Origin of the sequence: Kurthia sp. Dielmo, assembly GCF_000307285.2 — a bacterium.
Taxonomy (GTDB): Bacteria; Bacillota; Bacilli; order Bacillales_A; family Planococcaceae; genus Kurthia; species Kurthia populi.
The window spans coordinates 190,178-213,781 of record NZ_HE578961.1; the positions used below are offsets into that span (position 1 = coordinate 190,178).

The 23,604-nt window shown below is 40.2% G+C and carries 18 protein-coding genes; all 18 read left to right on the forward strand.

The genetic code is table 11. The features are described from left to right. The first annotated feature begins 4 nt into the window (after positions 1–4). The 18 genes from KTHG_RS16405 to KTHG_RS16490 all read left to right on the forward strand — a co-directional run bounded on the left by KTHG_RS16405 (position 5) and on the right by KTHG_RS16490 (position 23,604). The gene (locus KTHG_RS16405) at positions 5–784 is read left to right on the forward strand and encodes a baseplate J/gp47 family protein (RefSeq protein ID WP_139995288.1); all 780 of its coding nucleotides are present in this window, start codon (positions 5–7) and stop codon (positions 782–784) included. An 11-nt stretch (positions 785–795) separates the two neighbouring features. Then, positions 796–5,637, forward strand: coding sequence for a hypothetical protein (locus KTHG_RS16410; RefSeq protein ID WP_139995290.1), 4,842 nt, complete (start codon positions 796–798; stop codon positions 5,635–5,637). Between the two features lies 1 nt (position 5,638). Then, on the forward strand, positions 5,639–7,432 hold the full coding sequence (locus KTHG_RS16415) for a hypothetical protein (RefSeq protein WP_139995292.1): 1,794 nt from the start codon (positions 5,639–5,641) through the stop codon (positions 7,430–7,432). Positions 7,433–7,444: 12 nt separating this feature from the next. Next, the gene (locus KTHG_RS16420) at positions 7,445–9,235 is read left to right on the forward strand and encodes a hypothetical protein (RefSeq protein WP_139995294.1); all 1,791 of its coding nucleotides are present in this window, start codon (positions 7,445–7,447) and stop codon (positions 9,233–9,235) included. A gap of 10 nt (positions 9,236–9,245) precedes the next feature. Beyond that, positions 9,246–11,222, forward strand: a complete 1,977-nt coding sequence (locus KTHG_RS16425; protein ID WP_139995296.1) for a hypothetical protein — start codon at positions 9,246–9,248, stop codon at positions 11,220–11,222. Between the two features lie 9 nt (positions 11,223–11,231). After that, positions 11,232–11,651 (forward strand): hypothetical protein, encoded by a 420-nt coding sequence (locus KTHG_RS16430; RefSeq protein WP_139995298.1) that lies wholly within the window; start codon positions 11,232–11,234, stop codon positions 11,649–11,651. Positions 11,652–11,716: 65 nt separating this feature from the next. Further along, positions 11,717–12,016 carry a hypothetical protein gene (locus tag KTHG_RS16435; RefSeq protein WP_139995300.1) on the forward strand — a complete coding sequence of 100 codons (300 nt, stop codon included), beginning with the start codon at positions 11,717–11,719 and terminating at the stop codon, positions 12,014–12,016. A gap of 99 nt (positions 12,017–12,115) precedes the next feature. Further along, on the forward strand, positions 12,116–12,565 hold the full coding sequence (locus tag KTHG_RS16440) for a hypothetical protein (RefSeq protein WP_139995302.1): 450 nt from the start codon (positions 12,116–12,118) through the stop codon (positions 12,563–12,565). Between the two features lie 15 nt (positions 12,566–12,580). After that, positions 12,581–12,853 (forward strand): hypothetical protein, encoded by a 273-nt coding sequence (locus tag KTHG_RS16445; RefSeq protein WP_139995304.1) that lies wholly within the window; start codon positions 12,581–12,583, stop codon positions 12,851–12,853. Between the two features lie 94 nt (positions 12,854–12,947). Next, the gene (locus tag KTHG_RS16450) at positions 12,948–14,171 is read left to right on the forward strand and encodes a hypothetical protein (RefSeq protein ID WP_139995306.1); all 1,224 of its coding nucleotides are present in this window, start codon (positions 12,948–12,950) and stop codon (positions 14,169–14,171) included. A gap of 11 nt (positions 14,172–14,182) precedes the next feature. After that, a complete protein-coding gene (locus KTHG_RS16455) occupies positions 14,183–17,023 on the forward strand; it encodes a hypothetical protein (protein WP_139995308.1) in 2,841 nt (946 codons plus the stop codon). A 5-nt stretch (positions 17,024–17,028) separates the two neighbouring features. Beyond that, positions 17,029–19,080, forward strand: a complete 2,052-nt coding sequence (locus tag KTHG_RS16460) for a hypothetical protein (protein ID WP_139995310.1) — start codon at positions 17,029–17,031, stop codon at positions 19,078–19,080. A 92-nt stretch (positions 19,081–19,172) separates the two neighbouring features. Next, positions 19,173–19,919: a hypothetical protein gene (locus tag KTHG_RS16465; protein WP_139995312.1), complete on the forward strand. Its 747-nt coding sequence runs from the start codon at positions 19,173–19,175 to the stop codon at positions 19,917–19,919. Continuing rightward, a complete protein-coding gene (locus tag KTHG_RS16470) occupies positions 19,919–20,794 on the forward strand; it encodes a hypothetical protein (RefSeq protein ID WP_139995314.1) in 876 nt (291 codons plus the stop codon). The genes KTHG_RS16465 and KTHG_RS16470 overlap by 1 nt, the downstream gene beginning before the upstream one ends. After that, positions 20,787–21,728, forward strand: a complete 942-nt coding sequence (locus KTHG_RS16475) for a hypothetical protein (RefSeq protein WP_139995316.1) — start codon at positions 20,787–20,789, stop codon at positions 21,726–21,728. The genes KTHG_RS16470 and KTHG_RS16475 overlap by 8 nt, the downstream gene beginning before the upstream one ends. Further along, positions 21,725–22,201, forward strand: a complete 477-nt coding sequence (locus KTHG_RS16480; RefSeq protein ID WP_139995318.1) for a hypothetical protein — start codon at positions 21,725–21,727, stop codon at positions 22,199–22,201. Before KTHG_RS16475 ends, KTHG_RS16480 begins: the two co-directional genes overlap by 4 nt. Next, complete coding sequence (locus KTHG_RS16485) at positions 22,201–23,376, forward strand: hypothetical protein (RefSeq protein ID WP_139995320.1); 1,176 nt, start codon at positions 22,201–22,203, stop codon at positions 23,374–23,376. The genes KTHG_RS16480 and KTHG_RS16485 overlap by 1 nt, the downstream gene beginning before the upstream one ends. After that, complete coding sequence (locus KTHG_RS16490) at positions 23,377–23,604, forward strand: hypothetical protein (protein ID WP_139995322.1); 228 nt, start codon at positions 23,377–23,379, stop codon at positions 23,602–23,604. It abuts the gene before it with no gap.

Here is a 23,604-nt window from a genome sequence, read left to right on the forward strand (position 1 = left end):
CATTATGAAAACAGCAAGTACGATTAAACAAGATATAAAAAATAACATGAACGTTGATTTCTACGAAGGTAGCTTTATCGACAACGTTCTTAATGCTATTGCCGACTCTGAGGAGAAGGTATACGAAGAAGTAGATAAGGCCCGTAGCCCTTACTTGTACAGTCAAGTTTTAAACTTCGCAGACAATTTAGATGACCTTGGCCAGATGTACAACCTCGTTCGCGAGGAAGGGGAAAGCGACCAAAACTATCTGTACCGCATTATTAATTGGAAGCTAATTTCAGAAGCAGGGAATAAAACAGCAATTCAAGCATCAATCATCAATCCTGTGAACGCTTCGTATATGGAGTATCTTCCGTTAACAAACGGCGCCAATACTGGTTCTATCTATATCGTACCTAATGATTATGAGGTTGAAACGAAGTTAGCCGCCATCGAAGAAGCGAAGAAGAAAATCGAAGCCGTTGTTTCACCAGGGATGTACATGGAGTATGTTATTCCAGACATGGTTGCGATTGATTTAGACATTAAAATCGAAACTAGCAATTCAAATCAAACACTGCTAAAATCAGCGGTGAATTCGGCAATACGAGAGTATGTCAATAACATTGCACCAAATGATTACTTAACAATCGGTGCGCTAAATCGTATTGGCATTAACTTAGCTGGTGTGGATTATTTCAATGTAACGCAAGTGTACATTGGCGGCAGCGCAACAAAGTCGAATAAAAACTTACAAGAGATTGACAAGAAATTCGTACTGAATCTCGTCTCTTGGGATTAGGAGAACCATATATGTTAGACAAGAAACAATTGTATGAAAATGCGATAATGCATTTCCCTCGACGCTCTGACATTCGTAAACGAAAAACCAGTAACGGTGCCAAGCTACTTCGCAGCATCTTAGAAGAAGCAGACGACTTCAATCAAGCCATCGAAGAGCTACGTGCTTCATTCTTTGCTATTAACTACAAGGGGAAAGCAGACGAACTTCTATTGAACTTATCAATGTTTCCGGTTGGATCCGTTGCAGACGACATTCAGATGGACGGTTTCACACAGGCTCTTGATGAAAACCACTTCATGAATGATGCGCAGACATTCATCGTTGAAGATGGCTTTTGCTACCTACATCGTCAAAACACGCTCTTTGTTTCATATCGAGCAAACGGTGATACATATACGGCTCAGTTAAAAGATATGACGTACTGGAACATCATTGATGAGTTTGCGATGATTTCTTCTATTGATCGCTTTGATAATGAGTCGAACGAAGAATTACTTAATCGCGTTTTCCTAAGTTATCGTAACGTGACAAATAGCTCTGCAATAGGATTGAAGAATGCCATTATAAACGCTGTCAGTAATCACGTAGAAATCATTCCAGATGATATTGTCATTGAGCCAATGAACGAACAAAACTTACATACATACTTCGATGAAATCGAATTGATTGAAAACCTTAGCTTTATTAATAAAGATGTGCTGCGTCAAAAAGTATGGGGGCGCTCAAAGTGGGAGCATCCTTTTGCTGGTATTGAAAACGTACCGAGTGAATGGGATGTAGTCATGCCAGCCGTACAGGATGGGGTAGGCGACATTCGTGCCACTTACGCAAAAGACATTTCAGATTCTTTATTCAAAAGAGCTGTCGTCAATACATATAACAAATCAGAAGCTATGATTTCAAACTACATGCTTTCGAACAATATTGACGTTGATATTAACTTAGGCCTAACGAAACTTTCAAACCGGTTAAATTCTAAAAAGGTAAGTTACAAAGTGTCCGCAGAAAAAGTGACGGACGTTTCTAACGATGTTATTCGACTGAACAATGAATATAGCGGCAGAAGCGTCGGTCACTTGCAAGACATCGTTGCAAACTTAACGGACTACCGAGCGAACATTACATCAAATAATCTACTTGAAGCTGGTCATGATTATCGTGTCACTGTAGAAGCGGAAGGTGACTATGACGCATTAAAAGTAGAACAACTTGAACTACTAAACAGCGATGGCTCTAAACGTTCATATCTACAGCCGAATGCTGGCTTTAAAAAGGACAGTGACGGTAATTACATTCCTGACAACATTTTGAAGCGAATCAACTCTACAGAAGATATGTACAATGTACAGAACTTCGTGACAACATTAGATGGCATTGAGTTAGAGGACACAGCAAACAAAGGCCATGCTGAAATTTCTATTGAAGGAGCAAGTAACAAATACCTTATCATCAAAGAAAGCTGCCAAATGGTTTCGTTCACAGGTAACAATGCGTTGCTTAAGGCAGAAGGTTTCACGTTAACGAATGGCATGTTAACATCTCGAAACGAAAGTGACCGCATTACGATTGAAATGACTTGTCGTAATATGCAATTCGCTGTATCAAGTGGGCGCATTAATTATGATTTGTACGTGAATGGTGAAAATGTAGCTTCCGAATCAAACATAACTACCGACGATGTAAAATATTCGTTTGATAAGCCAACTAAAATTAAGATGGTTATTCGCCCAGTCGGTACGCAAAGCACAATACTTTCAAACTTTATGTACAACAATTATGAATTGAGCATGAGCGTTGATGGGGCGAGCCTTTATCACAACAATACATTCGGTCACATTATTTACGAAGCGGATCCGGGCGCCAAGTTGATTTTAGACATGTCGTGCAAAACCGGATTCTCACCAGTTATTGAATACATACATATTGGCGGTATCGTCAAAGGCAAAAAATACGTTGTTAGTAACATTATTCCGAAAGAGGATAGTCTACTTCTGTTAAAAGCAGATGGCGCAATTACCGTAGAAGATTTAACGGATGGTCGCGTTATTGGTCACGAATCAGATATGGTACTTGCACTTAGAAACAATGGTGCAACGCCGATGAATGTAAAGCTAAATATCGCGAACTATACAGACTTCTCAATTGAAAATTACACTATCAATCGCATCTTTACAGCAGGTGTTGAAAACTATTACTTATCGCTTCAACCAGGGGCGAGCATTTCATCGTTTATTACGAATGGTACATATAAAAAATCCGTCTATGAAAAAACTATTAAGGACGTATTGAACACTCAAAACGTTTACGTATCAAGTTACCAGAATGGATTCTTTGATGGCATCTCTGGTCACGAAGTTAAGCTGGTGCGCGATATGTTTTCAGATGCACCAACGTTTAACAGTTGTGAAATCATTTCAAAAAGCAACGTTCGTTATAACTTTATGGCAACGGCTAACAGTAGCATTTCAGTTGAGACAACTTACTTCAAACAAGATTTTGTTCAAATTGGTTGTGTAGCAATTGCTGGAGAACAGCATATTTGCTATAACACGCAACGTGTACTTAGCTCTATCACAGAGAATATACAGGTAGCGCGCTTATTCTATCCAGAACTAGAAGCGAGCCAACTGTACTGTTTCTATATCGAAACGTCGACAAGTGGCGCTAAAGTAACGTTCATGGACACAAATATTGGCACAAGTTATATCGGTGAATATGTAAAAATTGAATTGGATAATTTTGCATCGGACGAATCAAACTACATAAAAGAATCAGTCGTGGTGAGACGGAATGCCGTACTATCAAATGTAATGTACCTAGATCGTACTTTCGTTAAGGAAGGCAAAGAAATTGATTTAGCGGAATATATGATTTCTCCACCACAAGGATTAGAGGTCGTTTATGCAAACGGCACAGAACAAGCTTCTGAATCATTTTATGCGGAGCAAGATGGCTTCAACAAACTTAAAAAATCCAACATTGAAAGTATTGACTATATTATGGTCAACGGTTCAAAAGTAAGCAGCGCCTTATACACATTACTTAACAAAGAAGGCATTATCTGCTGGAATGATGAATCACTATATGGTAAGACAATCGACATTCGCTACCGCTTCAAAGTCCCAATGTCGTTGCGTGTACTGAGCCTTGACTACCTGTACGAAAAAGTAGGGTACAAGGTTGACACACTTGAACACACAGGGACGTTTGTATTCGATAACGTAGGAACATACGTCGAGCTGTCAGATAGCGAGTACAGTTCAATAAGTGAAGCGGACAGCTACACAATCGAAGTGAACAATGAGAACTATCGTGCAACAATCATCGGGAAGATGTTGATATTCCAACTAATCAATGATGACGATGCGATCCTTGTTAATAGTGGCTATTACTATCGAGGAGGAAACGAGTATTATCATTTTGCGCAACCATTCGAAGCTGACACTACTGGAGCGAACGGCATCAAAATTGAAAACGGCATGAAGTACGCAGGGCAATTAAAGCTATCACAGGAATCAGAGAATTTTATGCCAAACTCTAGCATGTTCCTAAATAAAATAGAAACGGTTTCTCATATTGATTTTGTAAATGAATACAATGTGAATGAAACAAGCGGAGCGAAGACGTACACAGCTTGCGACCACGCAGCATTTTGGAATACTTACAACATGAGCACAGGACTTGTAGATAGCTACAACGGCTATGGCTTAAACTTTACGAGCAATGATGAAGCAGGATATGCGATGCTACAGCTGAATAAATTGTTCCTAGAAAAACGTGGTGTCGTTAGCTTGTATGCGTCACAACAGCCTTTCATTGCAGTTGGGTACCAAAACGCAAACGGCGATAACCTAAATGACAGCTTTGCGCCAGTCAAGAAAGTTCCAATGATTGAGCATACGAAGAACTTATGGGAGCTTGATGTTACAACTTACTTAGTAAAAGGGCAAAGCATTTTCCTTTATATCAATCAAGCAATGACAGTAGACGATATTGTTACTGGCGTGAACATCACAGAGGATATGCATACAACAAATGTTGAGCGCTATGGCATAGGTTTTTCATTCCGTCGCTCAAAAGATGAAGTCATTACGATTCCATTGGCACAGGAAGATCTGTTGTACAAAGGATGCGAATTCTATAAAGGAGCTATCCGACAGGAGTCATCGCTTAATTGGGGCTATACAAACATTAAGAAGTTTGCAGAGAACTGGAACGATGTGAGCTATACAGGAATGGAGTTATACAAACAAAATGCCATTGTTAATAGAACAAACAGCGGTACGTTTGAAACGAAAGCTGCAACCATCCCTCGATTAAAATACGTCAGCGAGTTGTTGATCTACGTCGAAGAGTTGAAAAATAATCCAGACATTGAGATCAGCGTACTTACTTCGAAAACATCGAATGGCACTTACCGCACAGTGAATGTTTCAAAAATCGGCAACGGTGTCATCGTGCTAGAAGCTGGCGCACTAGATGCCTATGTGAAAATTGCAGCCACTATTGTAGGCGAAGCACACATTAAAGCAATCGACATTTACGTGGCTTACAATTCATACGATGGCAATATGAGTTTGACGTATAACACAAATAGTAACTTCACGACGAAGATATATGACTTAGGAAGCGTTGTAGACTTCAAGGTGAAGAATGAATTAACAGCGGAAGATGCTCGTCTATACGTTCGTGGTATTCGGATGGACGGTCGAAATTTCGTTCCGACAAAATGGTATGACATCGCAGAAGAACATGAATTTGTGCAATATAAATTCTTGCAATTTAAACTAATGCTCGAAACAGAAGATGCCTACGCAAAAATTAATAACTTTACAGTGGAGGTGCAGTGAGATGCTAATGGATTATAACCGAACAATCAATGACAACGGCGCATATTTTTATGAGCCAGATTTCCTCGTGAACAATGCAGTATTTTACAATGCTACGAAGGTGACGATTAAATTAGATTATTTAAATCAAGGATTTGGAGTATTGGTTTCAAAAGGTGGATTCCAACATGCGTCGCTTATGGAGGACAGTTATGGCATATTCCTTGTAGAAGATGCTATCGAATTGGTTCGTTACATTGAAGGCACCCGTACAGTTATCAACAAATATGCGTACCGCTTAACAATGCCTGTTAAAGCGATGACATTAGAAGTCTACAAGAATGGCGATTATCTGTACGTGATGAATAGCGGGAAAACGATTCTCTATACGAAGCTCGATGAATCTTATACAGCATATGGATTCGGTTTCTACTCTAATAGATGGAATACAATTCATTCTATTAACTATCAATCAAATACGCCGCAAGAGTGGGATTTGAATGTACTTAGCTCAAAAGGTGGCAAGATTCAATTCTATCAAGATGGCTTCTCTATTGTAGACGCACGAAGCGACGTACAAGTAGAACAAAGCCGCATTCATCTGCCAGCAGGGAAGTATTACTTAACGTATTCAGAGGTGCCGGTAGAAGGGCAATTTGACATCAAATGTTACGCATATTATAGCGATGATGAAAAGATAAATGCCATAGATAAAAACATACTAAAGGGGAACCGATTAGAGCTCTCAGAGGATGCTTATATCAACGTTCATTTTTGTGGCCAATATGGAGCAATTGAACAAATTGCTATCAAAAAATTCCTTGCGTTACCGTACGTTGGAACGACTGGAACAAATGAAGCTAAAAGTGGAAGCCTTCTTCAAATCGACTTAGATCAAATCGTTGAATTTGAATTAGAGGGGCGCATTGTTTCTACGCCAATCACTGATTCAACTGCCGATGATAAATCGTATTACTACGTTAAATACGAAGGCGTTGAATATCGTGAAGCGGAAACACGACTAGGGGAAGACTGTCTATTCTCAATGCTACTTAAGCAGGACGAGTTACTATCGAAGAACTTAACAACTGGTAAGCAAGCAACATTGGCCATTGACTACTCTGAACCGCTTCTGTACTTACTGCATAATCTAGATGCAATCATTAGTCGGTTTGTCGTTCGTTACAAAGATGGAAGAGAGATTGACTACTTGAATGAGGTGACTGACAAGTACTATGTACCAAACACCATAACATCTCCTGTGCTTGCAGTGGATGAATACTACGAGCCATTAGACTTATCTAGCTCATATCGAATCATTGAGCATGAAAATGGCGCTGAGTATGCGTATACGAATCGAGAGCGTGAATGGTTCACAAATGAAAAAGCCGCGCTTTCGCTTGAAAAATCATTGCGCACTAATAATCCAGATGTCGTTGTATACGGAATCCCTAATGGAATCAACGTCCATAAAGAAAATATTTATCGAATCAGTGAAGGGGTAGATACGATTGAAAATTTCGCCGCGGAATATGACATGATTTCACCGTCTGATTACCAAGTCGACACGAATGGTAGCTTCGTCATCTTAAAAAACGCTGTATCTAAAGCCTATGCTTACTTCGTAGTTGACTATTTAAAAGAGCGTTCATACGCAATCAATTACAACAAAGAGCTGCAGTCTTATGAGGTTGATATTTCAAGCTCCACATCGACAAAAATTTTATACGATTTTGGTGACGACGGTTCAGTGCGCCAGTATATTTCAACTGGTTTTAAGCCGGACGACAATAAATACATCGTGCTATCAATTTAAGGAGAGGACACAATGAAGATCTATCCATCATTTAGCAAAATAGAAGAACGCCAATCCCTTGTGGATGGCGACATCCCAATCGCCTATGTGTCTGTAGAGAATCGTGAAATCAATATGAACGTTGAGAAAATCACGCAAATCACTGACCAAGGTGACATTACAGAGCCGGTATATCCATATACACCTGTACAAGATACAAACGAATACTTGTTTGATGAAGCGGGAACGGTTGCTGACAACACGACATTCATTGAAAAAGTGAATGGTGTCAACGTAATAAAAGCAGGTATCGTAAAAGAATTTACACCAGAGCGTTTTAAAGCTTCTGTCACTGTAAAGAAAAACATGGACTTTGATATTACAAAAGCCGTCAATCTTCGGATTGGCGTAATTGAATCTAGCATGAGTAGCATCGCCAAAAACCTTGTATCAATAACAGGCGATGGCGGTCGTAGAGGAATGATTCCTGCGAATATGCGAATCAACAACGAAGATACGTCGATTGATTCGTTTTATGATTTCAACGAATCCGAACTAGACCTTCTAATTATCGAATCCCACGATGGGGTCCATTATGCAGAAACGAACGAAGTGATCGATTTTGAGCACTTCCTTCACCAGCATATTAACGTACTGATTGCTACGAATGAGATGCAGGATATTTTTGAAAAAGTAAGCGCTCAAGAAATATTTGACGACGAAGGGTTTGCACTAGATATGCAAGAGCCATTCAATTACGTGATACAGGAACCATTCTGTTATAAAGAAGAATTCATTACGCTAGATAAAATAACAGGCTATTGGTATATGAATGAATTGCTGGCAAAGCTACGCGGCACAAGTAACGACATCTACCAACCACGTTATTTATTCGTAGATAATCAGCCAGTGGGCGCCATTGAAAACGTTGGAAATGCCTTCCTATTATTCTCTGAAAAAGGCATCTTTGAAGCTGCGCTTGCGAATCGCCAATTCATATCTGAAATGCTTCTATATATTTATTATCGAGGATATAAAAACATCCAGACAGAAACCAATTGGATTGCAGACGAAACGATTTCGATGCTGTATTCTCCGAAAAATTATTATATGGATAACCAAAGCGTTATCAACATCGTGAAGCTATTGACGAAAGTGGACCCGTATATTACTGCCTTCACGATCCATGGTGTCGAAACAGATAATAGCAACGTGAAATATCTATCAAGAACGCTTGAAGGAAACTTGCGTTTTGCTAAGTTATCTCCGACTGATCCAACTAGACAAAAAGGAACCACATCCATTTATACACGCAATGGTAGCATCGTTCACTATAAAGAAAAGTTGTACCGTCGTGAAACGAGCTACAACTATCGCGTACAAGAAATGGCGTCAACTTATGAAGTAACAGTAGATGCGATTAAATCGAGCAAATACTCATTAGATACGATGGCACAAGTAGCAAACGTACCTAAGCAAAACGGAACATACCTCATTTGTGCGAAACCAATGATAAAAGAGTTATTTATTTTAAGACAGGCAGATTTTTCTGATGACTATATTCCATTGCTGCGATTGGACGTCGTGGAAAAGAACACAAGAAAACTGTTCGATGCTTTTGTTCCCGGCGGTGGTTTACCTGTGCAATATGATGATGATTACAACTATCTTGATATTGCGAGTATCGAAGGACGACCGTATCGCATTAGCTCAGGCGTTGTGATAAAATTGCCCCGTCAATTGGAAGAGTACGACAAAGAGATTCGTTCGGAGATTGAAAAGCATCAATCATCGGGCGAAATCATCAAAATAAAATACGAGTAGGTGAAGAAAGATGACAAAAATGACTCTTGTTGATTTTGCGAAAAGTATTCGCTCAAACGACATTATGTCCAACTTCTATGAATTAGAAGGGCAACTACAACAAGAACGTGTTCGCGTTGGCGGATTCGGCATCATTGACGGTTTTAAGGTAACTGTTAATGACTATACACTACATATTCCAGCAGGGAAAATTGTCACACGAGAAGGTGACGTACAGGAAGTCAAAGGCACGACATTACAAATACCTTTCATTCTTCCAAAGGAAATTACATATAAAGACTCCATTGACAGTGACACATATATTGTAGGTGAAGATGGTACCATCACACTTGCTTACGCACCGTATTCATTAAAGAATCGTGGTTACTTAACAGGCAGCTATTATAGCAGTGCCTATCCTAATTCTGAGGAAGAACTTCTAATCACGATTAGTGATACAAGAAATACACGAATCCAAGCAACAAATATTGATAAGAACATCTTAACGTTGGACAAACGATATGCTGGCAAAAAGGTAAATGTACAATACTTAAGAGCGAACAATCGTACTGACATTGTGACCGTTACAAAAGATGGCCAGTTTAAAATTGTTGAATCTGTTAACTCAACGTCAAGCTCTATCGCTGCGCGTGATGACTACGCTGACCAGTTTGTCGTGTGCTATGTGAAAACAATCGTTGATGATCCAGACCGGTTGGAGGTTTATGCGACGCCGCCTTATCAAGAGGTTCGTCCCGTATACGTTGATGAAAACAACAAGCTGTATCTAAACGGAATTCCATACGAAGGTACTTTCATTTATTTTGAAGAGCCAGCTGTACCGCAGCTTCGCACGTTTTGGTACGACGTAGAAAATAATAAACTATATGTATGGTTAAGTATCGAAGGCGTTGAGCAATGGGTGCTGGTAAACGCTCGTAATGAATCGTTGATTGCTCGCCTTGCTTTTTATAAACCCGAGGACAACCCAGAAGATTTACAAACATTCAATTTTGAGCATCGTGAAGATATGCGCTTCTTACCAGGCAATTATGAAGTACAAGTGAATGTTAACAATAATGTTCTTATGCAAGATGAATTCACAGAGATTGTTGAGGGTGATGAAACTAACGGTACAGGTATTGGAATTAAATTGAACTACGCTTTGGACGAACCTTCTTTCGTTGAAATTATCGTAACGCATACCGTACAAACAAACCCAATTAACACTGTATTTGAACGTGTTGGCTCATATGTAGAAGATAACAGTATTACCTATTCCGAAGCCGCACCAGATCTTGATGGAATGAACTTCACGACACGTAAAGAATATCGAATGGGAGAGAACCAATTGGAAGTATACTTAGACGGTCGTCGCTTAGTACGCAATATTGATTGGTACGAATGCAGAGAAGTAGGCATCGCTGCAGGTACTTCTGATAAGACCCAACTTAGTACATATTTTAAGCTGCGCAACAAAGCCGAAGATGGCCAGACGATTAGTTACCGCGTACAGCAGAATGTATTTAGCTACTCTCACTTAGATAAACTGTTAATAGAAATGAAGGAGACAGTCAACGAAGCGTTAGTGAGCGCTAATGCTGCAGTGGAGAAAGCGAATACGATTGCAAAAAATGCGAACAACAAAATGTCTGAAATGAATGACAAGATGGAAACGCTCGAAGCAGCGGTTAAACGATTCGATAGTTTCCTTACGGCTGATTCGATTTTAAGCATCCGTAATTTAGAAGCGGCTGCTCGCAAAGGATTGAAGAGCAATACATATTTAACATTGGTTGATGTGAAGCCATTGATTAGCATTAAAGACTTGGTGGCTGGAGATTTCTACATTCTTTCACAAGAAATGAACGGTCAATCGAAAGTGTTAAAACGAGGTGTCGATTATGAAGCTGAGGAAACGAAGGACAGCATCCAATTTGCACTATCACAAGAATCAATTCTAATGGGCGGCGTTGTACAAATTACAGGCGTCCACTTTGGATTATAGGAGGTACATATGTCTAAATTAAAATTCTTCGTATTAGAAGATGATACATACAAAGCAAAATATGAACATAACATGGGGAACTATAGTGGTGATGAACAGCTTGTTACAAAGTTACAACTGTGGAACAACCGATATGGCACAGAAGATACGGACATGGTTACTAAGCCGACCATGTACTTCTATTACAAAAATGTAGAAGATAACAACCTGCTTAATTACTACACGTTAAAGGTAGATGGCCGCGTAGTAGATTTCGTTATTCAGAATAACAAAGCGATCGTCGTCCTCCCACGATTAATCGTAGGCGATGCAAACAACGGCACTGAAGAAAATACAGGCAATTACGTTTCAATCGAGCTAGTATTCGACGCAGCAAATGAAACATTAAAAAATAACGACTTGAAAGAATTGTATGTTGAAATCCGTTAAATGAGCCGTCTGTAGCGGTACTGATACTATGTATCACAATACAGACGAAAAGGAGTTGATTATCCATGGTTGTTGTGAAATTCGATGACAATAAAAAGGATGATAACAAAGGGCTTCCAGCAGTGAACGGTTCTGGAGAAGGTAGTACACCTATCCCACCAGAGCCAACGGAATCGCAAAATACATTGAATGGCTTATTACTTCGAGTAAACGGTGAAAACGTTGTAACCACTAAGAAAAAAGAAGTCAACTTCCAAAGTGGCAGCTTAAAACTTGCACAAGATGGAGAAGGCAATATCAGCATTGAAGCGGATGTTAATGCATCAGATTTATCATTCGATGTAATTGACGGCGGTACTTGGTAGAACTTCTAAAGCACACTGGCCTAAGAAACCAGTGTGTCTTTGTTCTTGGGTAGAATGCTAAAAATGTTCTACAAAAAAACAAAACGGTAGGTGATTAACGTGAGTAACACTGAGAAAACTGGCGCACATTATCACTGCGAGATTATGCTGAAAGATCACGAAGGTCGTCTACGAACATTAGAGGAAGACGGTCGTGTAATGAAGCAAGAAATCGAGGACACGAATGTTCGCGTCGACAAAACAAATGAACGTTTCGACGAAATGAGCCAACGATTCATGCGCTTAGAAAACACAATTATGTCAGAAAATCGCGATACCCGTACGACGATTAATAACGTCCTTGATAAACAATGGGAAATTATCAATCAACGTGAAGTCGAGAAAACAAAACAGCGTGAACGAGAAAATACAGCTCGTGACGAAACACGACACTATTGGTTCGAAACGCTAACACAAGTGTTTTCAAAAGGCGGTATCGTATTCATTGTTATTATTGTGCTATTAAAAGTGCTGTTTAACGTTGACCTAACAAGTCTGCTCGGAATGTAAGGAGGCATACATAATATGAACACTGCAAAAATTCTCTCAACCATCTTAAAACTAGAAGCATATAAGTATGCAGGTCGATTAAAAAATATTGGCAAAACGAAAGCTATTGCACTGATTGCTTCTATCGTATTGTTAGTAGAAGGCCTAGCTTATGAAAATGGCTTTGATGGACAAATGGTGGGTGAGCAAGTAAGACATGTACTTGAATTGCTACTAGGTCTGCTTATTGTATTCGGTATTCTAAAGGATGACGATAACGACCATCACACAGGCGCACACGAAGCATAACTTAAAGCACCCGTTTTTGGGTGCTTTTTGTGTATAGGTTTACAAATTGAAGGTACTAATCTATTGAAAGTCAAATTACAAGGAGGAATCATATATGAATATTCGTGGTGTAAAAAAAGTGAACGAAACAATTATTGAAAATGGACGCTCACTTGTTATCAATGAGGATGAACGCTCATTGGATATGAAACGAATTCCCGACGGTTCGCTACGTTCTGATCCGCAAACTGGCCAACTTTACTCAAAGCTTGGTGGAAATGATTTCTTCACACCATTAGCATTGCGCATGGACGGCTCTGTTATGCCGCCAGCAGAAATCACACGCTATGAAGAAACATACACAATCAAACAAAATGATGTAACGACACGCCGCTTCTGGTACGAATTTGAAGGCGATACATACGAGGGTGAAATTACAAATCAAGGTTATGAATTCCACTTAAAAAAAGGTTTCTATCGTCGTGGTCGCGGCTATATCCACGCCATCATTAATGGTGTAAAATACGTGGATGCAGAAGCTAGTGGCGGTTTAATCGAAGCGGATGCAGACTATTTTATTATCAAAAGTGACTTGATGTTAGGTCAATTCCTTGAGGTAGGTACAACAATCTCCGTTAAGTATTTCCATGCGATTGCTCGTGGCCGTCAGAAATATGGACCAGCACAATTATGGCTAGACCTGTCTGGCGACAAAGATAGCGATGAAAATTACTTCAATCTACAAGAAATGTTAGAAGTAGAGAACCATCCAACATTCTTTGTTGATCCAGGTACGAAAGGTGAAGAGATTGCATTAAATACTGCGCATAGCTTAGGTCATCGTTTAGTCATCGTTGGCGACGAAGGTGAATCATCATCTACAGAGACAATGACATCTCGCTTCAAAGTGACAGAGGATGAAACACCTGTATTCGAAGATAATTGTAAAATTGCCATTGTATTAGATGAAGGTCAATTGACACTTCTTGGCGAGGACTATGATGATGAAGTTTCATATCCAGCGATTACAGTCGATTACAACGTCACTGTTGTACATGACAATATGCATGTCAACAATGATTACGGCTACATCTATCGCTTACAATCACTTGTTGGTTACAACGGCAGCGTTAAAATCGACATCTGGGATGTATTCCGTTACGGCAAAGATGCGATGAATTTAAGCGTCGAGGTACGTGTGAAAGATACTGCAGCTGGTATTACGAAAGGCCGCTTCATTGATGGCGACGCTGTATCTGTTATCGCGCGTGACAGCCGCTTCATTGAAATCTTCAACACATTCGATGTTGATTTAGAATTCGATATTTTAATTCGATAGGAGGGAATTCCATGCGAGGGAAAACAATTCGCGAGCGCTCATACAAAGAAGGGCGCTCAAATGGGGCGGTACTCGATAACGAAACGTTACGTGTTTTACAAACCGTCTCTACTTTAAACGTTGACCGCACTGATCGAGAAGATGGTCCCGAACCAGTAATTGACCGCGGGCTGTACTTAGATGATGACGGTGGCGAGCTTCGCTACTACGACATCGCGAAAGATAAGTGGCTCAACGTATTCGGTGAGAAGTTCCAAATCACTGACCAGATGCTAACAGATTATCCAAGCGATAGCCCAGTGTTCGGTCAGCTTTGGTTAAATCAAGATGTGCTGTTTTACTACGACGGCAATGGATGGCGACCGGTTAAAACAATCTTAGAAGATAAGAGTGAATTAAACGTTAGTATCTTTGAGGATTTCTTGATTCTGGACCCGATTAATCAAATCGGCAGCACAATTGAAGAAGATGAACAGTATGCTCAATTCCTTGTGCCGCGTGTAGACACTGGACGCTTTTATAGTTATGGCCATCTAAAAGAAGGCTATGACCGAGTGAACGCTGTGACAGTGCAATATGATAAGCGCCTTATCTCTGAAAACAATTCAACATGGGTGCATGTCAACCCAGCGAAGCTACGCAATGTCGAAAAGAAATTATTCTTATTAGACAAGACTTCGCAGTTCATCAATCACACATCAAGTAATACAGAGTTCTATGGGTTCCGTCGTGAAAGTTACGGCGGTTCACTATTGCGACCAACTGTAGATTACAAAGCGCAGCATCAAGGCATCCTGTTAAGTGATGTCGTTGCGTTGAAGTATGACTTCATCCTTGCTGTGCATTATTCATTCGGATGGATTCGTTCATCTGGTGAGCTTGAAGTACTAGATGAAAAGCTACGACATACCTTTGCAACAACAGGGCTCACTGGTGGCGTCAACGTATTTGTTGAAGGCTACCAATTGGACCCAAAGCAATATACATATGATCCAGTGGACGACTACGTGGAAATTACAGATCCAGAGATGGACGATGATTTAGAAGTAATGGTCATGTCGAATGTTGAACACATGGAATCCGGTGTCATTAAGGCACAGTACACACATAACCGCGCAACAATCCGATTGCGCAAAAAATACACCAACCCATTAGTCTTTGTAAATGGTGAAGCACTTCACGCTGGTAGTGATTCTGCAGACCTTCAATACGATAGCTCAATTGACCGTATGTACATTACTGGTGCTCATGCGAACATGGAATACACTGTAATGGACCTTTATGTGCCATCAGAGATTAACGGTGTACCCGATGCAGATTCATTTGTTAGCAGTGGTCATGTAAGTTTGTATTCAGATACACAACAAACATGGTACATTCCAATCCCAGACGTTCCAGAAGATGAACATGTCATGCTGTTCGTGGAAGGCAATGCCGTTACAAAAGAAGCGATTTATACATTCCATGACGAGAACGGTCAACGTTGTGTAGCTATTGATGGAGATGAAGGAGAATGCCTAGAGCAGATGCAACGTTACATCGTGCTGCTTGATACATTCCATGCGCTCTATAGCGAAGGCGATAACCGAGATGTCATCCGTACAAATAGCGCAGATGAAGCGTTAGTGTACGTAAATGGATTCCTTCAATTAGATCACCGCTTCATTACTAAATTGAACTTAGCAGAAGCAGAGAGAGAAGATAATCGCATTGTTAGCGCATTTGACGAGAATCTTAATACATATAATTACTATTCATATAGCACGTACTACAATGAGTGGCAGCTAATTAGCGATGAAGATGCCGCATACATCGAACAACTGACGAATACATACACACAAGCCCCTCGTTCAATTCTGTTTAGAGAACGCATTGGGAATGATGCAGATGTACGTGTGTACGCATATAAATTAGCCAGTCGCATCAGTAACCCTTTAATCGTTGGTCGAATGGAAGGTAACGTTATTCCAGATGAAAGCGAGAATAAGACGTATGATGAACTGCTAGATTGGTATGGGCAAGATACGTTTTACTTAAAAAATGTAACGTACGTACCGGGGCGTAATTCATTACAGGTGTTCGTTGATGGTGTACGCCAATACGACGTCGAAGAAATGAAACTAGGTAATGGCTTCAAATTGCCTTATCCAGTAATCGGCATTGTTTCATACATTATTGAGAAGCCCGACGAAGGAGAAGTACGCAGCTGCGAACGTGAAGTATTAGATGCAAGTGATGCTATCGACAATGGGCGCAATATCTACCGCACGAAAGAGTCCCTCTATCCTGGTTCTTTAACAGTATATGTTTCTGGTATTCGCCAGCCAAAAGAGAGTTACACAATTCTCGATGCGCATACCATTATGTTTAAAGATGCCACGCGTAAATTAATCGGCTCTACCGATACGTTCCCAACGCTATCAACGATTGATTACAACGACGAAGCGGTGGATGTGCCGATGATGAATGATGACCGTATCTTAATCGAGCGTCGTAATTTACTTTCACGCAATGAAGATAGTTTCGTTTTCACATCATTTGCAGATGGCGTATCAATTGACCTTGACGAGCGCGGAATCAATCACGACATAGTAGATACCAAGGACCATATGTTGTTCTTCCTAGATGGCAGGTTCCTCGGCTTACGCTGGAACAATGAGGAGTATGAGCTTGTACCGACGCAACGTAAGATTCTGATTCACGACAAATTGTATGAAGCGCATTTAGAAACCAATCCATTATATACATTGGTAGCAAGTGATCCTGTATTAGCTGAACAATACGAACGTTTATTTAACAAGTCCATTGAGGACATTACAAAAGACCATCTATTAACAATCGAGTGGAGGTAACACACATGACAAAAACAGCACATGATTTAACACAGCTATCTTTAAGCCTTCTTCCATTAGAGGACTTACAAGCGTATCTGCAATTAAAGCAAGGCTTTGTAGCAGGGGACGAATCAGCCTATGACACATTACACGTTGCAGGCATTCCCTCTGGCAACATCGCCATTTCAATCGAAGGCGACCGTCACACTGTCAGTAATAGTTTGAAATTGGGCGACCGAGAAGCAAGCGAATACCTAACAGTAGATGATGGCGGTAAGATTATCACTTCATTTGAAAAGATTCGCTCAACGTACACAAAAGAAATGACGGACATCCGAGACGAGTTCTATCAATTAAAATCTGACCTAACTCGCCAGGGCATTGTTGCTAACGTCGATAGCTACAAAGGCTTCCACGACACATTCAACAAGCATGATGTTATTTACAATCAAGATCCTGTGTGCGAAATTGAAGCGTTCCTGTCAACTAGCAAAATTCGTACGACTCAAGATTTATCAAATGACGTATTCATCGGAGATTATTTAGTCATTAAAAATGTAGCGGAGAATATTGATGGTGGACACGTATGCCGCGTAACCGATGTGGAAAATGAAACATTCACCTTCATGCCTTCATACCCTGGCGATACAGACATTTCAAATGTTGAAGTAGTGAAGTCGTTAGGTACTTATTACAAAGGTTCATTTGCTTTCGCATCTAAAGATGAAAACGTTCCAAGCAATGAGGTAAACCACTCAACAGTCGATGACGACCAGTACGTGAAGAACATGAATATCGTAGGTAACGGAACGGGCGTAGCGTATTCGTTTAAATTAGGCATGCAAGCGTTCAGCGGTGTCGAAGATAAAACTGCCGGTTACTTATGCGATTTAAAATTGCGTGGAACAGTAGTGAATGAAGCGAAGCTAGATGAATCGCAAACCTTAACAGCTTATGTGATTCATGAGCGTGATCGTGCGAACTTTAAAAACGTAGAACAAGCACAAGAAGATAACTTAATCGTTGCGCAATCTCAGCCACTTGTTGTCAGCTCTCGACGCAATAGTCACGTATTCCCATTCACTTTCCGCGATGGCGACCAATATCCTGTTGTTCGTTCACACGATGATAACTTGATTCCTGTCCGTTACTGCTTAGTCGTAGTAACAGAGAATCCAAACGGTAAAGATTTCCCAACAGAATGCGCCATTGCATTCAATACATTGTATCGTCAAGAGGGCGCTGTTGAAGCAGACCTACAAACGAACAATTCAATGTACCGCTTCCATGAGGTTGCATACAACTCGAATGACAGCTCAACGACAATCGACATCGACTTCCAAGGTAAAGAGCTTTACTATTCATTTGGTACACGAGAGATTGTAGAAAACACAATCGTTCCATTCCAAAATGGATTGTACACTGTTAGTCGTAAGCTACCGGATTGCATGAAAGCTTCATATGCTCGTGTAACATTACGTGTTCACCGAGAAGGTATGTTTGAAGTGTCTGCTGCAGAAGCCGACACGCACATTAAAGCTGGCGACTTATTCGCTATTGCAAAAGAGCAAGGTGCTGGCGGAAGTTACGACCTGTACTCAACAAACGGCATTGGATTGAACGCCGTCAATAGTGGCCATGTTATTGTTGGCGGTAAATTGATTAAAGGCGTAGCGAACGGTATTGACCAAGTAGTTGCAGAAAGTGCTGTTGAAATTGAATCACGAGCAGATGTATTGAACATCGACAACTACGTGGTGCGATTAGTGGCAATTAAGCATACATTCAATGAAGATACCGCTACGTACGAAACTGAAAAACGTGTAGCTGCAGAGTTGGCGCCTAGCTGTGTTGTGCGTGACCGTATTCGTAAAGATGATACAGTATCGGACCGCATTATCTTTGAGGGTGTATTTGAAGATGAAGATGGTGAACCAATTTTATTCGATGAATATGAATTGCAAATTGCATGGAAATCTCCGTATTCATCGAACGTCCTATTGGATGAAGAATCTAAAGAGCATTTATACGGTGCGATTTCTCACATCAACCTAACACTGGATGCAACAATTTAAAACATACATACACTGAACGAGGGGGCCTCTACTATGGGGTCCCCTTTTATGTTAAAATGTCCTCAGTCTTTTGAGACAAGGGAGGAATACACATGCTGAATACAGCAAAAAACTACGCATCGGCTATTGCCATGCTTCGAGAAAGGAGCCAGCCAACGCTTACTGAGCAAACAAATTTATTGGACGCTAAAGCATTTAACGACACGTTTGCGTCATTCGAAAGCTCACTGAATAGCATTTACCAAAAGACACGCATTGCATTTGAACTGAATGAATATATTGAGACATTTGCCAATGAAAAGATTAAAGGATATAGCAATCGAATGGACAATGTAGAACGTTCAATTAACAATGTTTTAGATGTTATGCGACAAACTCCTTCTATTTATATTGAAGATACTTTTCTTCAAAAAGATACGACAGTTGTTTATCGTGATCGTGATGGTTCAATCATGAGCAATTGTACAGTAGAAAAAAGTGGGCTAGTCCCTTATACATCTACTGCGACAGGCGGGCAATACGGCATTGTTTATAGTAATCGTGGAGAAATTCTGATTGATGTGACAGAATACAAAAAAGGCAAAGGAATTCAATTGATTATCGAAGAGTCTTCTCGACTAAATGGTCGTGTGGCTTCTACCTTTATATTTGAACCAGATGCGCCATTTAAAGCGAACCGCATTTCATTTAAAGAGATGAATGGTGAAGTTATCGCCATCTCCGTATTCAACGACTACAATGTTGAAACAGAAGTGGCAGATGTTAATAGCGGGCTGTTCCTTGAACAAGAAATACATAAAATTAAATTCACAGTCGCAACAACGGAAGAGGTGGTATAGTGCCAATCATTTATTCAAATGCGAAAGCAATTTTATCCGATGTGTTTACCATCAACGTTGATTACCTGGAGGACGCAAGCATCATTGATGAAGTCTATAACGTACGGCTCCAGAATGACAACGTATTGATTACGGAGTTCAAAGGCGGCATCACAAGGAAAATCCTAAAAGTCGATGATGAATTTGAAGAGGGATACATGCTATTTAGAATCGGTACTCTAGGCGATCCAGTAAAAGCGTTAGGTACAGAAGTTCAAATTGGCGAGATTGAAATTCGCTCAAATACAATGTATGTGTTCGTTGCGAACTATGCAGAGCCCGAAAACGAAGAAATGATTGCACTAGCAGAGCAAGATTATTTTCACTTTGGTATAAGCGACATTACGCTATCGAAGGAAGTAGCCGAACATAGTGCTTGTTTCATTTCACGACAAATGAAAATCAATGGTGATTATCTATCACTAGACCTTACATATTACGGTGGCAGCTCGACATCCGTTGAAGCCAGCATACTTATCGGTGGGAAAGAGTTTCCTATCATGCCAAAAGGCGATACATATATTAGAAATGAAAAGATATTTTATGGGATGCCAACACGATTCCCAGTAGATGAAACAAAAGGCATGACTGTTTACTACAAAGGTGAAATGGTGTCGAAAACATTTGAAGAAGCACAGGCTGATTCACTAGAAGGCTACTCGGTCAGTTATTATCCAGTTGATATTGATGACGCTAAAACACTTTATGTGCGAGATCAATCGTACGTTGTTCCAAAGTATGTACTACGCAACCTGTCTGATACAAAACACGACATGGCTAGAATCAATCGCGCGATGCTGGTTGTCGATGGAGAGAGGAGCAATCTAAATGGATAAAGCTACGATTATCAAAGAGCACAACAAATCTGTCAGAAGCGTTCCAGACGCAGATTTGATTTTTGAAATTAATGACGACAAACTAACCGCCCCTGCATTGCGTGTAATGCCGCATCCAGAATGGGTCCCTGAAATTAATACAATCAACTCTATACATAACACTCTAGGAAAATCTATTGATTATGCTGATGAAACGTTTGTAGCGATTGCTACAGACTTCGAAGAAATCGTTGGCACAGTAAATACATACGGTAATTTAATCGAAACAAACATACGCACAGAGGAAACCATCGCTGCTGATTTGAACTACATCAACGGAAACTTCACTGGCGCAATCGTTGAAAATCTAACAGTAGACGATTTCGAAGGGGAATTCACTGAGCTAAACGGCGTATTTTATCCACCAGTTTCAGATAACGAAGAAGTAGCGCTCGCTATTGAGAGCATCACAGGCAATGGGTACGAAGGTAATCAATATGCACTGGCAAATGAAACGACATTCTTACAGGACCTAGTTTCAACCGACCGAGAAAACATGATTGATAACGACATCACATCGTACTTTGAATACTCACGCATCCACTCGCCAAACGACGGAAAGACTCGTCCGATTGAATTTAAGAATTTCTATGAGGATTTATCTTGCACCGTTGTGCTATCATCACGAAAAATATTCGACCAGTTAATCATTGATTCTGATACGAAAACGTTGCAAATTGCGTTCGTCGAAACAAGCACTGACGGTACAAACTGGATTACTGAGCTAGTGACAGAAGAAGAATTTAATAACGTACGAGCATCATATCGAGATGCAGCAGTCGCATACGGTACAGGGATTATAGATATTACACCTTCTACTTATGTGCGCATTGGATTTAAAAACAATACATATGATTCACATATCTTAGGCTATGAAGAAGAGGTGGCAGGATGACAACGATGAAAGAAAAATCGTATGCAAGTGCATTCATAAAGAATGGCAGCCGCTTCCGACGCGATTATCAATCGAAACGACACAGTGTAAAACTTAATAACATTGTTGCTTCAAAACATACATATGAAAAAAGCATGTCGATGCAAAGCCGCGAGCTAATCGACAAAGGTGCAAAAATTAAAATGATTGCGGTCTACGCAAATAAAATTAATGATGCGCAAAACGAAAAAGCCTCACTTACATACACGCTAATTATTAACGGAAGCATTACACAAAAAATTGTACCAATCAATGTAGCTGCGACAAATGATGAAATTAAGTTCATTCGCAGAAAAGATGGTACAGAACAGATTGATAATACGTTGTTGATTGATGATTATATCTCTAGCGCTGTACTTGTAATCGAGGGACGATACGACGAAACCGTTGCAATAGCAAATATCAAAGTAATCAAAGAAGGAGTGGATGCGTAATGTTTAGCGACTATATTAAAAAGCTCTACTTCTACCGACAACAAGTTATCGAGCAATTGGTCTACTACGGTATTCCATTGAACACAGGGAATATTGAGAAGCGGTTGGCGAACATTGATGCATCTATCGCTATTTACACACACACAAACATCCAGAACGATATGACATTCGATGCGGAGGATTACGCAAAGCGATTGCGAGAAATCATGAAAGACTTAGAAATCATCTATGAAATTATCTACGATGAAATCCTGAGCAACTTAGACCAAACGAAACGTCGCGTAAAAGCAAGCATGCGAGATATTCTGATTCGTTCAGAAAGAACACTATTAAAGGCAAAAATAGAAGCAGGGACAGCATTAGATGGGAAGAACGTTGTCAGCATAACGAAGGACTTCGATCTATACCAAACGAATGAATACTTGAATGTAGACATCGGAGCCTTTGATGTGCCAGGAGGAACCCGACTAGCATTGTTTGTTGAGAGTGACGAAACGAATAATGAGGACATTCAGCTCACACTGGTACATGATGGCATCACTACGATTATGTCACCATATGAATCCAACAATCACAACCTTCTACAAGTAGGAGCTAGTACGTCGACTTCCTATACTTGCTTAGTTGATGAAGGTCTGCAAGTAGAGAACGTTGCTTATTTGCGATACGAGTCAAATCTAGACGATGCGCATAAGTACGAAGTGTTCTCACAACAAAACAAATTTCGTATGATGCATCAAGACGGTACTGTTAGTTATGTAGATATTACGAAGGACTTCGATGAAGTCGTGGGATCGCATGTGAAAATATATGTGAAGGATGCGACATTTATTCGCGCATACTTCGCCAATGAGCCATCAAATAAAAACTTCATCGGAAACTCGATAGATAATCCAAAGGCTTTAGAGGTACTAGAGTTTTCTTATGCAGAGGATGCGGTCAACGTATCAAAGTCTTTCCATATTGAAACAGATGGCAAATTGTTCGGTCAACAGCAAGAGGGGCTCGTAGATGAAACAGGCTTATATGTTGCAGATGCCCAAGGAGAATATGAGTATTATGTTGTTGAGACATCTTCTGGTGCATCCAGCGCTTGTGAAGGGCTTCTAAAAATCAAAGACGGTAACGCTTCAAAACTAAAAGGCGTATTTATTCGTGCGATAGGGGTGAATTAAATGCGACGACATCATTTCCCGTATCGACGTAATTTTGAATACGACCGACATACAATCTTCCTATTAGAGCTAGTGAACAGCTTAACTCGTTCATTAGATAATGACGACACAGACAATATTAAACAAGTGATGAAAGAATGCGACGAAGTTATCGCAAGTACGAAAGCGCTTATGTGTTCAGACTTACAAACAAACGTTATTCGAAAAAAAATGAAAGGAGCTTATTAA